Source organism: Azospirillum sp. TSO5 (genome assembly GCF_003116065.1).
GTDB lineage: Bacteria > Pseudomonadota > Alphaproteobacteria > Azospirillales > Azospirillaceae > Azospirillum.
The window spans coordinates 33,533-45,494 of the sequence record NZ_LGQY01000112.1 but is presented as its reverse complement, the minus strand read 5'-3'; the positions used below and the strand labels follow the sequence as shown (position 1 = coordinate 45,494).

Below are 11,962 nucleotides of genomic sequence, written 5' to 3'. Positions count from 1 at the left end.
CTGGTCATGATCGTGCCGAGACCCAGACCACCGTACTGCTGGGCCTGCGACAGGAAATCGCCCAGCGATGCGCCAAGCGGTCGGGTCAGCACATAAGCGATCCAAAAGGTCAGGATCGGGTTGGCGCCGCGGTAGTAGGCGAGCGTGACCAGCGCGATCAGCCCGCCGAAAACGAGCACGCCGAGCTGGAAACCGAGTTGGAGCGCCTCGGTCGCAAGATCGCCGGCCGCCGTGCCCAGAGCGAAAGTGAAGAGGATCGCTGTCCAGTAGAACACCTCGCGACGGCTGGTGACGATGGTGTGGATCGACAGCGTCCGTTCGGCCGCATACCAAGTGGCGAAAATCGCCGCCAGGGCCACCGCGAACACCGTGGTGCTGACGTAGAGGCTGACATTCAGGCCGTCCGTCAGCGCATCCGTGATCTGGGTCCCGACAACGCTGACCAGCACGACGGTCAACCAATAGATCCAGGGCACATAGGCCTGCGCCCGCAATTGCAGCAGCAGCGCGCCGCCCAGCAGCATGGCCATGATCGCACCGGTCAGGCCGGTCCCCAGGCCGACATGGACGGCCAGATAGTCGGCCCCGGTTTCACCCACCGTGGTGGACATGATCTTGATGATCCAGAAGATGAGCGTGACCTCCGGCACTTTGTTCAGCATACCGGCGCCGGACGCCCGTGCGTCGTGTGTCGCGTGCATTGGATGGCTCCTTCGCATGTTCGCGGTGAATTCGCGGCTCGGAAGAAGCCTAGGGTCGGCAAGGTTCGTCGGCGGTGGACCCGATGTTGAAAAATCCCAATGTCGGAAGTGGGTGCCGCCGGATCATACGCCTCCCGAAAAAACAGAGCTTGGTGGCGTCTCTTTTCCTTACCGGAAGCCCACAGAAATCATGCAAAATCCCAATGTCTGGCCGAAGGAGGTGCAGGCTTAGGTTTTTCTATTTCAGATCATTTGCATTTTAAGGATGCTACCGCTCCACAGTCCGCACCAACACGAACCATCAAAGACGGGAGGGACGGACTTACTATTTGCGGGATTATCTGGAGGATCGTGTCGACGATGCGAGGATCAGTGTTGCTCCGGCAGCCGCTTGGCAGCTTGCGCAAGGGCGTTCGGGCCGAGGTGGCCGGCCTGGATAAGGGAGCGATCGCCCCGACGCTGCCCGCTGGCGAACTGAGCGGCGGCTCATCGAACTGGAGCTAATCAAGGGCGCGAGCCATGGCAACGTCCACATGTTCGCCCGCCGGCGCAGTGAGACCAATGCCGTCCTGATCGCCATTCACGGAGACCAGCGGTGATGCCGGCGCAATGGATGACCAGTGTGCTCTGCTGGTTCTCGCTTTTGATCGATACGAAGCGCATGGTGGGGCGCTGAACGGCCGCGCAGATTGCCGGAGCGTCTGCCCAGTCGTTCTTGTAACGCTTGACGAAGGGCTTGACCGACTACATCGGCATCAAGTGGCCCTATACCCGAGCTTGCTGATTTCACGCGCACGGCGATGCCCGCGAGCGCATGCTTCCATGCCGATCACCCAGGCCGCCAAGCTGGCAAAGAACGTCAGCACTCCACCGCGGTGCAGCCGCTTGGTGAACACAATGTTGCCGCGCTCGTCCACACCATGAAGTTGGAACTCCATCTTGGCAAAATCGAGGCCGATGATCGTGGGTTCCATGGGAAGGACCTCCGCTTCCAGAAGGCCGATCCTCATCAGGTGGTGTCCCTCACCAGAAACAGGCGGCATCCATCCCAACAGAGCCCGACCGGTCACAGTTCCTGGTCCGTGGAACGTTGAAACCGGGAGCGGACATCGGTCTCACCACAGCGTTGCCACCAGGGAGAACGACGTACTGGGCGGCTTCTTACTGCGACACCATGTCGTACTATACATTTTCCCAATGTCGCGATATCCCCGTTGACCCACCGCCGCGAATGCGGATGATTTGCAATCACAAATCCAACGGGGTGTATCCACATGATGCTTAGAATCACAGTGCTGGCTTCGATCCTCCTCACGGGAACGGCATTTTCCGTTGCGGCGAAAGAATACCCTGTGGGTAAGCCGCAGACGCAAGAGGGGCTCGATGTCGCGGCTGTCTATCTGCAGCCCATCGAGATGGAACCAGCCGGCATGATGCGGCTAGCAGCCGACAGCGACGTCCATCTGGAGGCCGACATCAAGGCCACCAAAGACAACAAGAACGGCTTCGCCAAAGGCGACTGGGTGCCCGATCTGGTCGTCGAATACACGTTGACGAAGGACGGTGCGGAGGTGGCCAAGGGTCCCTTCATGCCGATGGTCGCCAACGACGGCCCGCACTATGGCGACAACGTCAGGATGGCGGGCAATGGCAGGTATCAGCTGATCCTCAGGATTTCTCCGCCGTCGGCGAACCAGCATGTCCATTTTGGTCGCCACGTGGACAAAGAGACTGGTGTCGCTCCCTGGTTCAAACCGTTCGAAGCAAAATATGACTTCGTCTATGCCGGTACGGGTAAAAAAGGTGGCTACTAATGCCATTGTCTCAAGCTGGTCCTGTCGCCTGTTTTGTGTGGCTCCGATCTTGGTCGGGGCCGTTTCCGGACTTTCCGGGCAGGCGTACGCAGGCGATCCCGTCTTCAGGATCGTCTTCGAGGACGGCAAGATGACGCCCCTGCGCATCGACGTCCCCGCCGACACGCGGATCGAGCTGCAACTCGTCAACACCGGCAAGACGCCGGCCGAATTCGAGAGCCTGCCTTTGCGTAAGGAGAAGGTCATCGCTCCGGGGGTGACCACGGACATGGTGATCAAGGGGCTCGATCCCGGCGAATACCCGTTCTTCGACGACTTTCATCCCGACGCGCCGCCTGCGGTGCTGATCGCCAAGTGACGGGCCACGCAACGAAAGGCGGGCGGCACATGTATGGAAATGTGATCTTCGTGGTGTGGCGGGAAAGCGTCGAGGCGCTTCTCGTCGTCGGCATCCTCAACGCCTGGCTCGCGGTCAATGCGCCGGAGGCTCGCCGTGCCCGTGTCTTTCTGTGGTCGGGTGCCCTCGCCGGCCTCGTCGTCGCTGGGGCGCTCGGTGGGACCTTCGTCGCTCTGGCGGATGTCCTTTCCGACACCGCTATCGGAATTTTTCGCACCGTCATGGTTCTGGTCGCGGCCAGCCTGATCCTACAGATGGTGGTGTGGATGCGACGCCACGGTCGCACCATGAAGCGGGACCTCGAAGGTGCGCTGGGAGAGGCGGTGACCACCGAAAATTGGTGGGGCGTCTTCACCCTGGCTCTCATCGCATTGACTCGCGAGGGCTCGGAGGCGGTGGTCTTTCTTTACGGCATCCTTTCCGCCGATCTCGGGGATGGGCGTCTGCCTGCCACCGGTGCGGGAGGTCTCGGTCTCCTCGCCGCATTCGCCACCTATGCCCTACTTCAACTCGGCAGTCGTCGCCTGTCTTGGAAGGTGTTCTTCCGCGTCACCGAGTCGATGCTCCTACTTCTGGCCTGCGCACTGCTCGTCTCCGGCGTCGATGGTTTGATCGATCTCGATGTTCTGCCTGCGCTTTCGCGCCGGCTTTGGGACAGCTCGTGGCTTCTGTCCGACGGCGGATCCCTCGGCGGCTTGGTGGCTGGTCTCACCGGATATCGCGCCCGTCCGATCCTGACGGAGCTTCTCGCCTTCCTTGCTTATTGGAGCTTTGTGCTATGGCTGATTGCACGACCCCGTCGGCAACGCACCGTAGCGGCCTGAAACGGGCGCTGTCCGACCTGGGTGATTGGATGGCCCGGTCGCGGCGGCTGATCATGGGAGTGCAGTGGACGGTGATCGTCATCTATGCCGTCCTGATCATCGTTCCCACGCTGCTGCCGTTGCCGACGAACGTCGACCGCATCTGGTCCCACATCACCATCTTCGCCCAATTCGTGTTTTGGGGGATTTGGTGGCCGGGCGTGCTGTTGTCGATGATCCTGTTCGGTCGGCTGTGGTGCGGCGTCCTCTGTCCGGAGGGGGCGCTGTCCGAACAGGCCGCCACTTGGTCGCTGGGTCGCGCCGTGCCGCGCTGGGTCACTTGGAAGGGGTGGCCCTTCGTCGGTTTTCTCGGCACAACCATCTACGGCCAAATGATCTCCGTTTACCAGTATCCGGCTGCCGTCCTGGTGATCCTCGGCGGTTCGACCGCCGCCGCTATCGCCGTCGCTCTGATCTGGGGACGCAACAAGCGCGTCTGGTGCCGCCATCTCTGTCCGGTTAATGGGGTGTTCGCTCTAGTTTCGAAGCTGGCGCCGGTTCACTATCGGGTCGATCGCGACGCTTGGGGGCGTTGGCGGAAGCCTGCTGACAGCCATCGTACCGTCGTCAATTGCGCACCGCTGGTGCCGCTGCGCACGCTGGACGGCAATGCGCAATGCCACATGTGCGGGCGATGCAGCGGCTTCCGCGACGCCATTGCACTCGACCACCGCCCCTTCAGCCATGAGATCGTTCACGTCGCCGGCCGTGAGGCCAAACCCTGGGAGACGGCGCTGATCCTGATCGGTCTTCTGGGTGTCGCCGGAGGCGCCTTTCGTTGGACGGGAAGCAGCCTGTTCATCGACCTGAAGATGTGGTTCGCCGAAACGCTGCTGTCGCTTGGGGCCGATCGCCTGCTCGATATGGTGATGCCCTGGTGGATTCTGACCAATTACCCTGCAAACAACGACGTTATGAGCGTGCTCGATGGCATCACGCTGTTGGCCTTCATCGGCGCGGAGGCGCTGTTCGCCGGCCTCATCTTCGCGGGCGGCCTCGTGCTCGCAACCCGCATCGCCGGCGGATGGTCGTCCGTTTGCTTCCACCATCTTGCCCAGGCCCTGATCCCGGTTTCTGCCATCGGCGTCATTCTTGGGCTTTCGATGACAACGGTGATGCTGCTGCGTACCAATGGGTTCTATCTCGGTTTCATCGACCCGCTGCGGGCCGTCCTCCTGGCCGGCGCCACCGTGTGGTCCGCTTGGCTGTCGGCCAGAATCGTTGAGCTTCATGCGACCTCCCCATCCCGCCGGCTGCTTGCTACGGGCATGATGACGATCCTGTGCATTCTCGCTGCAGTGAATTGGGGGACGCTCTTCTGGACCTTATGAGCGGGCGGCAGTCCGAAATGATGTTTCCACGCTTCATGAAGAGGTCTTCACGATCAGAAATTTAGAATCTACTGAAGGAGGGATCATATTCAACTTCTTATGGTCCCGACCACCCGCGCCGAAAGACCAATCGCTTGGTCTCGATCAGAAGTTACCGGTTTTGAAGAATCCGTTTCAACACCAGGGTCGCCGTCAGGCGCATCACCCAAGGCAGAACTTAGAGGCGTTCGTCGTGCAGCTGTTGGAATTTGCTCAGGTTGGAGTAGCGGTCCATGACCGCGAGTCACCCAGAGGGCTGGTCGCCATGAGAACGAACCCCCGGCCTCCTCGATGACCAGTCTACGGCGCGAGACGGGCCCTTGGGGCTTGAGCATGGTGGTCGGCACGCAGAGTGTGCGCAATGGGAGCTCCACGAGCGCGGGATCACCGGAAGCCAGCACGCTTATGGGGAACCAGTATGTCGATGGGCTATGCGGTAGGCAGCCAGGGCAGCCTCCGACAACCGTTGCAACGTGCGTCTCCGCACCGCTGGCGGGGCATGGCGCACAGCCAATCACTCGGGGCTCGAAAGGATCGCTTCCGCCAGACGCCGGTAATGAGCGGCATCCTGCAACCCAATTATCCGCAGCGTGGATGGTGGAGGGTCCGGTGTCTCTTCCGGAAACGGCTTGCCCGCACCTGAGCCCCCCGCCTTCTTGCGCTGAACGGAGGCTTTCCGGCCATGGTGGGCAGACCGCCTTACAGACGCTTCGCCAGCAATCGTTTCCAATCGCTGTCGCAGAAGCTCCGGCCACTTCGCGCTCTGGGCAACCAGCCAAGCCCGTTGGTCCTCTCCGAGCCAGCAGAAGAGCCAATCCAAGGAGGCGACCCACCGATACGATCCAAAGCGGGGCTCCGACACCAGAGCGCTGGTTTCTTCATCCAGCAGAAGGGCCACCACAGCGGCCAGCAGGCTTCGTCGCCGCGCCATCGGCACGCAGCATGCCCAGTATCGCAGGTCGTTTCTTGGTTTGAACTTCCCAGGCGATGGAAAAGCGTCGCTGTCGAATGCATTGATCGCATGCTCGCGAGGGTAGGCGCTCTGGCCCGCCGTCAGCGCGACAATCAAGTCTTCGGTCGCTGCGATGAACGCTGCTGGACGCGACCGCCCCATCCATCGAGCCCTGGGCGTCCGGCGGCTCAGCGCCCGACAAAGGTCCGTCTCGAAGGCCATGACCACACTCCACGCGCGGCTGGTCGGAGTGTTGTCGGCAGACGTACTGGCGGCGCCATCCTTTGGACCTGCCGTCGCATACTCATCAAGCGGACGATCGCAGGCTCCACAACACAGTCGGGTTCCGCCATCGGACGGTACAAATCGGAGGGTGCTGGCCGTTTGACAGAATGGACAGAGATGGCGCAGCGGCAGACGGTGTCGGTGACAAAAGCCAACCGCCGCATACGCCCAATGACGACGCAGGTAAGCATGCCGGCCGGCGGCGTGATCTTCGCTCAGGCAGAGATCGCACCACCCTGGAGCCAGAGCATCCGCATAGCGCTCGGTTCCGTTGGTCGGATCCAGAACACCCCAGTCCCAGGCGAACCAATGGCGCGGCCAAGTCGGGTTGGCCGTCTTCAAAGCAAGGGTCGAAAGACGGTCGACGGGAAGCCGGGCTGCCGAGGCAAGTGCAGCAATTTCCTGGTGAGCCGGCCGGTAATCCAGACCGTTCATAGTCGGCATGGTTTCCGCATCGTCACCCGGTGTGGTTAGAAGCCCCCGCAAGGCACCGCCGTCGAGGTCATATCGGCAAGCGACCCGCGACAGCCACGACGACAGCAGCTCGTCTTCCATCGGCCGGGGGGCGAGCGGCAGCACCGTTTGGGCCAGGACTGATCCCAGTGTCATCGCCTACACCGCCACCGAAGACTTCCGTCCCATGCCGCGTTGCGCCTTGACGGTCATGGAAACCAGCGGAAGCACGAGATCCTCGGCGGTGAAACTCTCTTCATCAATCATCTCCCGGCCGCTCCGGATCGCAGCGATCGCCACGGTTTCGATCAGCCGGAAGACACGCACCGTGATGCCATCCGTCATCGACAGCACGCGCCGGCTGACGGAGGCGCTGCCAAGGGACGACCGTTGCCGCAACGGCAGAATTGCCGCGAGGCTGGCGAGCAGGTCGCGGAATGCCTGATCGTCTCGCCAATGCGCCAACTCAAGCGCGTCGAACCGGTCGGCAAGCTGCTGATCGGTCAGCAACGCCATCCGAGCCTCGTCGGTGCCGGCGCAGACCAAGGGGATGCGCAGATCATTGGTCAGGAATCGCAGCGTGTTCAGGAAAATCCGCTGTTGACGGTAGGTGCCGGCCAGCATGGCATGCACCTCGTCGATGACCAGCACCCGAGCGTTCATCTCGCCCAACAGACGCCGACACAGGTTGCGGGCGCCACGCACCGTTCCCGCTCGCCGTTGCGGCACGCCGAGAGCGGTCAGCAGTTCGTCGTAGAAATCCCCCTCGTCCGGCTGCGTCGGCATCTGGAATGCGACCACCGGCATCGTCGTCACCCCCGTTCCCTCGTTGAAGACCGCCGGATGGTCCCGCACGAACTTGCGGATGATCTTGGTCTTGCCCATGCCGACATCGCCGAACAGCAGCAGGCACGGCATGCGGTCCCGCTTCGGGTAGGTGAGCAGGTCTTCGAGCTTGCCGAGCGCCGCTTCTGCCCTCCGATGGTTGATCCAGCGGTCGGCCCGGATCCATTCGATGCGTTCATGGTCGGCCAAGCACGCGTATTCGCGATAGGCCGGATGGAGGTGCTCGAAGACCTCGCTCATGACCATTCCTCCACATCGTAGGGCATCAGGGGCTGATCGGTCGGCGGGCCGTCGTCAATGGGCGAGGGTGGTGAAGGCTCCCTCCGCTCTGGGGTTGCGCTCGCCGCCTCAGACCCGGCAAGTGCATAGGCGGTACGCTGCACCGTTTGTCGGGCGGCTTTGGTTCGTGCCGCAGCCTCGGCGACCAGCATGCGTTGGGCCTCGATCGCATCGAAGATCATGGCCTCGTCGACCGACCGGCGTCCCCGTTCCCGCAGCACCCGCATCGCCTCCAGGTGCTCCCAGCGTGTAATGCGCGGCCGGCGCAGATCGCGGTAGCGGATCGGCCAGTGCTTTCCATCGGGAGCTTGGAGAAACACCCGCGACAAGTCGCGTGGGTCATATTTGACCGGCATCCGGGAGTCCGATTGTCCGGCCCATACGCTCAGAATGCTGTCCCAGTAGTGGATGTTGAAGATCCGGATGCCCTCCCGCGTCACCTTCCGCTTCTCGAACGGCAGGAAATCGAACAGGAACCGCTCCGGGTCGGCCGGATGACGCACCGGGGTGGGCCGCTGGGCAACGGCGTCCTCCCACGCCGTCATCGGCGGAAGCTGAAGAGCGCTGTGAATGCTGGCGTGGTAGACGCCCACGATTTGAATGGCGAGCCACGCCTCCAACTCCGGCAGCGTCATAACCGCCGTCTTCTCCGGGTCGTAGTCGCCCTTCTCGTCGATGTTCGAGAAGGTGGTTCCCGGCAGCAGATGGACGGCGCCCATCATTGTCCCGATCAACCGCTCGATGTGGCCCCCGAAATGCGGGGTCGCCGGAGGCCGATACTGTTGCTCGATGCCGTACTCCCGACAGCCGCGCTCCAGAGCCTTCGAATGGAAGTCCTTACCGTTGTCCATGTGCACGGTTTCCGGAAGCCCTGCGACCGGCCAAGGAGCCGCCACCCCGCGTTCCGCCAGCCAATCCGCCTTCGGTAGCACGGCGTGCCGCATGGCCATGGCGACGGAGGTCGCCGATGGAGCCTCCAGAGTCAGATAGAATCCCACGACCATCCGGCTTGCGACGTCGATCATCAACGTCAGCCAAGGGCGTCCAAGGGGCAGTCGGTACATCTCGTCGACGACCATGACATCGACGCGAGTATGGTCGATCTGGACGACCTGGAGAGCGTGACCCGATACATACTCCCCGAAGACGGGACGGAACTGGTCACGGGCTGCTTTCGGTCCCTCCCGCGCCTTCACCAGAGCTTTCCGGCCCTGCCAATCAATGCGGACACGCAAAGCCTTCACCGATGGCGTCGAAAGGCCCCGCGCCTTGCATTCGTGCTCGATGTGCCGCCGCAACCCGGCCACCGTGGGATGCTGGCGTGTCATGTAATAATCGCGGATTGCCGCTTCGATGACGCTCTCGATCTCCGGCTCCAGGCAACGGAACCCTCGGGCTGGACCCGGCTTCGGTGGAATCAGGGTACTTGTCACCGGCTTCTCGCGATAGAGCGCCACGAGCGCATAGATGCGGCTCCGCTTAAGCCCCAATATGGCAGCGGCATCGGCGACCTCCGCCCGCGTCAAACGCTCGCGCTCTGCCAGCGGCCGGACGACGCGCTCTCGGCGCTCCGCCTCGTGCCACTCTTCGTCAGTGGCCGATTGATGATCGGGTTTGCTCTGCGGCATAACCGCCACCGTGACGACGTTCTGTATCGAGATTGTCCGGTGATCCTGGACATCAATCCGGTGATCCTGGTTTATTTTCCACCGATCCTGGGAAACGCGGGCGATTTGAAACTGCTTGAATCTGAGTCCAGCGATCCCGGAAAATCGACAAGGCAGTTGGTGCGAAAAGCCGGTGCCGGCCAGCGAAATAACCTTTACTGGATGAGGACCAACGGAAATCCAGATCGCATCTCAACAGCCTCCCCCGTCCACCGTTCCGTAAGCCGGTTCATGCAAAATGCTGCCAGTTCATGCGAAAAGTCCGGAGCTGTCGGCAACCGTCCCTAAACCTCTGACCGCCTGATCCATGACCTCCCAGCCGCTCCTTCCCGTCGTAACCGGGTCCAGAGACGACAATCCTCTTGATCGCGCTCTCGCCCTCGACGGCGTGATCCTGCCGCACGCGCCGATCGCTCTCGCAATCGCACGACGCTTGGTGCCCTGGTGGCGGGCGCTTCAGCGCAACGCGCCCGCCAACACCGTTCGCGCCCTGTGGGCTGATGCCCGCCATTACATCCGCTGGTGCGGACTCAACGGCCGCGTTGCGGTTCCTGCGGGGCCGGAGACGGTGATCGCCTACCTGACGGCACTCTCCAAGAACGGCGGCCGCGACGGGCAGCCGGCCGCCTACGGAACGGTGGCAAGGCGGAAGTCCACCATCGCAACTCTTCATGAGGCTGCCGGCCTGCCGGACCCTTGCAAGGACCGGCTGGTGCGGCTGGAGATGAAAGGGTTCGCTGGCCGCCTCGGGCGGCGCCCTGCCCAGGCGGTCGGGCTGCGCCGCGAGGACGTGCAGGAGATTCTCGGGGCGCTCAATCGTGAAGAGGGGCCACAGGCGGTGCGTGATGCGGCGCTGATCGCCGTCGGCTACGACACGTTGCGCCGCCGGGCCGAGCTGGTGCGGCTGACGGTCGCCGATGTCCAGGCTGAACGCGACGGCAGCGGCCGGCTGTTCGTGTCCCGGTCGAAGACTGACCAAGGCGGGCAGGGCCGCTGGTGCTGGTTGGGCCCCGACACTATGACCCTGCTGCAGCGGTGGCTGCGTCTGCGCACCAGTTTGCTCGACGAGGCCCTGGCAGAGGGAGAGCAACTGGTGCGCCGCTGCAGCCGCGGGGACACCGCCCGGCGTGAGAAGCTGGAGCGCAGGCAGTCCCGTTTGGAATGTTGTCGCGCTGTCCTGTGGCTGCAGATCGGCACCGACCGGCTAACCCGCGGGACGGACGTTGTGCTGGGACCCTTGGCGGTGTCGGGGCCGGACCCTGGCAAGCGGGTCGGCGAGATCTTCAAAGCGCGAGCCAAGGCTGTGGGGCTGGAGGGCACCGGCGTGCCGGGGGAGGGGGCGGTGTCAGGCCACAGCCTGCGGGTTGGCGCTGCCCAGGACCTGGTGGCCGCCGGGTTCGGCCTGCCCGCTATCCAACAGGCCGGCGACTGGACCTCCCCCACCATGCCCGCCCGTTACGGTGAGCGCATCGCCGCCGGCGCCGGCGCGATGGCGCAGCTGGCGGAGAAGCAGGGGCGTGGAAATTCCGAAACCTCCGACGATGAGGCTGAAAGTGGTTAAGGGAATCAGGTACGCTTAGTGTCTGCTAAGGCGAACCTGATCCCAACGCGTGGGCTAATCGAAGGGCCCTTGATACAATCGAGAAGTGGGGTAAACAGCGCCGTTAGACGTTGAAGATCTTAGCAATGCCCAGGATGATCGAAAGCGCAACAGCGCCAGCGGCGATGGTAAATACGTTCCCAAGCCAGTTCAGGACAAGGCCACCCGCGACATTGTCTGCCTTGGTGTTGCCCAGCAGGCGGCGCGTCCATGATCCTATCCGGGGCAGAGATACCGATACCACCAGGAACAGCGGGTTTACGACGATCGTGGCGACGAACAGGTTTATCCACTGCTCGCCGCCCATGCCGATTTCCGGCAGCCCTACCATGAGAATGGCCAGCCCGAACACATAGAGCATGAACGAGCCCAAAAGAGGCCACGTCACGGCTGGAGTCGGAGCCGGAACCGTGGGCGAAGTGGTATTCGAAGTGCTTCCGCTGCGGCCCCTCCACCAAGCCAGCAGCATGCCTAACAGGGGGACTGACAGGGCACTGAGCAGATAAGTCAGCAAGTTCGCGAGGATGCCGCTCCCGACACTGTTGCCGCAGACCGACGCTAGAAAGTTCATTTGCTATCTCGTCTTATCATTTTGCCAAATTGGGGCCGACACATCGTGCACGCCGCAAACCCCATCACATACTTCCTCGACAAGGACATATGCTGTGCGACATAGCGCCGCGCTTTAGCGTGATGGGTAGCGTCTGGCAACCTGAAGCCGAAGGCCAAAAACCA

The 11,962-nt window shown here is 62.6% G+C and carries 12 protein-coding genes; 6 read left to right on the top strand and 6 right to left on the bottom strand.

The features are described 5' to 3' along the window. On the bottom strand, positions 1-701 hold a 701-nt coding region (locus TSO5_RS24975; protein WP_199231004.1), incomplete at its 3' end, for a hypothetical protein. A gap of 755 nt (positions 702-1,456) precedes the next feature. Beyond that, the gene (locus TSO5_RS24970; protein ID WP_109154159.1) at positions 1,457-1,711 is read right to left on the bottom strand and encodes a hypothetical protein; all 255 of its coding nucleotides are present in this window, start codon (positions 1,709-1,711) and stop codon (positions 1,457-1,459) included. Positions 1,712-1,975: 264 nt separating this feature from the next. Here TSO5_RS24970 and TSO5_RS24965 point away from each other — a divergent pair, with 264 nt between their 5' ends. Genes TSO5_RS24965 through TSO5_RS24950 form a run of 4 tightly spaced genes read left to right on the top strand, consistent with a single transcriptional unit; the run spans position 1,976 to position 5,106 of the window. Continuing rightward, positions 1,976-2,515, top strand: a complete 540-nt coding sequence (locus TSO5_RS24965) for an iron transporter (RefSeq protein WP_109154158.1) — start codon at positions 1,976-1,978, stop codon at positions 2,513-2,515. Between the two features lie 49 nt (positions 2,516-2,564). Then, a complete protein-coding gene (locus TSO5_RS24960; RefSeq protein WP_199231003.1) occupies positions 2,565-2,873 on the top strand; it encodes a cupredoxin domain-containing protein in 309 nt (102 codons plus the stop codon). 29 nt (positions 2,874-2,902) lie between these two features. After that, the gene (locus tag TSO5_RS24955) at positions 2,903-3,736 is read left to right on the top strand and encodes an FTR1 family protein (RefSeq protein ID WP_109154156.1); all 834 of its coding nucleotides are present in this window, start codon (positions 2,903-2,905) and stop codon (positions 3,734-3,736) included. Beyond that, positions 3,691-5,106 (top strand): 4Fe-4S binding protein, encoded by a 1,416-nt coding sequence (locus TSO5_RS24950; RefSeq protein WP_109154155.1) that lies wholly within the window; start codon positions 3,691-3,693, stop codon positions 5,104-5,106. Before TSO5_RS24955 ends, TSO5_RS24950 begins: the two co-directional genes overlap by 46 nt. Before the next feature lie 553 nt (positions 5,107-5,659). On the opposite strand, the gene TSO5_RS24945 is transcribed toward TSO5_RS24950, so the two are convergent. Genes TSO5_RS24945 through TSO5_RS24935 form a run of 3 tightly spaced genes read right to left on the bottom strand, consistent with a single transcriptional unit; the run spans position 5,660 to position 9,588 of the window. Next, a complete protein-coding gene (locus TSO5_RS24945; protein ID WP_109154154.1) occupies positions 5,660-6,991 on the bottom strand; it encodes a TniQ family protein in 1,332 nt (443 codons plus the stop codon). Positions 6,992-6,994: 3 nt separating this feature from the next. Beyond that, the gene (locus TSO5_RS24940) at positions 6,995-7,921 is read right to left on the bottom strand and encodes a TniB family NTP-binding protein (RefSeq protein WP_199231002.1); all 927 of its coding nucleotides are present in this window, start codon (positions 7,919-7,921) and stop codon (positions 6,995-6,997) included. Further along, positions 7,918-9,588 (bottom strand): Mu transposase C-terminal domain-containing protein, encoded by a 1,671-nt coding sequence (locus TSO5_RS24935; protein ID WP_109154152.1) that lies wholly within the window; start codon positions 9,586-9,588, stop codon positions 7,918-7,920. Before TSO5_RS24935 ends, TSO5_RS24940 begins: the two co-directional genes overlap by 4 nt. 39 nt (positions 9,589-9,627) lie before the next feature. Between TSO5_RS24935 and TSO5_RS32375 the strand changes: the two genes are divergently transcribed. Together TSO5_RS32375 and TSO5_RS32370 are read left to right on the top strand one after the other, a co-directional pair. Next, a complete protein-coding gene (locus TSO5_RS32375; RefSeq protein WP_136706014.1) occupies positions 9,628-9,915 on the top strand; it encodes a hypothetical protein in 288 nt (95 codons plus the stop codon). Positions 9,916-10,063: 148 nt separating this feature from the next. After that, positions 10,064-11,188, top strand: coding sequence for a tyrosine-type recombinase/integrase (locus TSO5_RS32370; protein WP_158282480.1), 1,125 nt, complete (start codon positions 10,064-10,066; stop codon positions 11,186-11,188). 103 nt (positions 11,189-11,291) lie between these two features. Here the strand turns inward: TSO5_RS32370 and TSO5_RS32365 are convergent, their stop codons facing one another. Next, a complete protein-coding gene (locus tag TSO5_RS32365; RefSeq protein ID WP_136706012.1) occupies positions 11,292-11,588 on the bottom strand; it encodes a hypothetical protein in 297 nt (98 codons plus the stop codon). Positions 11,589-11,962 lie beyond the last annotated feature (374 nt).

Coding starts and splice junctions, on each gene's coding strand:
- TSO5_RS24950 (WP_109154155.1), top strand. CDS start 3,691: ATGGCTGATTGCACGACCCCGTCGGCAACGCACCGTAGCGGCCTGAAA.
- TSO5_RS32365 (WP_136706012.1), bottom strand. CDS start 11,588: ATGCTCTATGTGTTCGGGCTGGCCATTCTCATGGTAGGGCTGCCGGAA.
- TSO5_RS24965 (WP_109154158.1), top strand. CDS start 1,976: ATGATGCTTAGAATCACAGTGCTGGCTTCGATCCTCCTCACGGGAACG.
- TSO5_RS24970 (WP_109154159.1), bottom strand. CDS start 1,711: ATGAGGATCGGCCTTCTGGAAGCGGAGGTCCTTCCCATGGAACCCACG.
- TSO5_RS24955 (WP_109154156.1), top strand. CDS start 2,903: ATGTATGGAAATGTGATCTTCGTGGTGTGGCGGGAAAGCGTCGAGGCG.
- TSO5_RS24940 (WP_199231002.1), bottom strand. CDS start 7,921: ATGAGCGAGGTCTTCGAGCACCTCCATCCGGCCTATCGCGAATACGCG.
- TSO5_RS24945 (WP_109154154.1), bottom strand. CDS start 6,991: ATGACACTGGGATCAGTCCTGGCCCAAACGGTGCTGCCGCTCGCCCCC.
- TSO5_RS24935 (WP_109154152.1), bottom strand. CDS start 9,588: ATGCCGCAGAGCAAACCCGATCATCAATCGGCCACTGACGAAGAGTGG.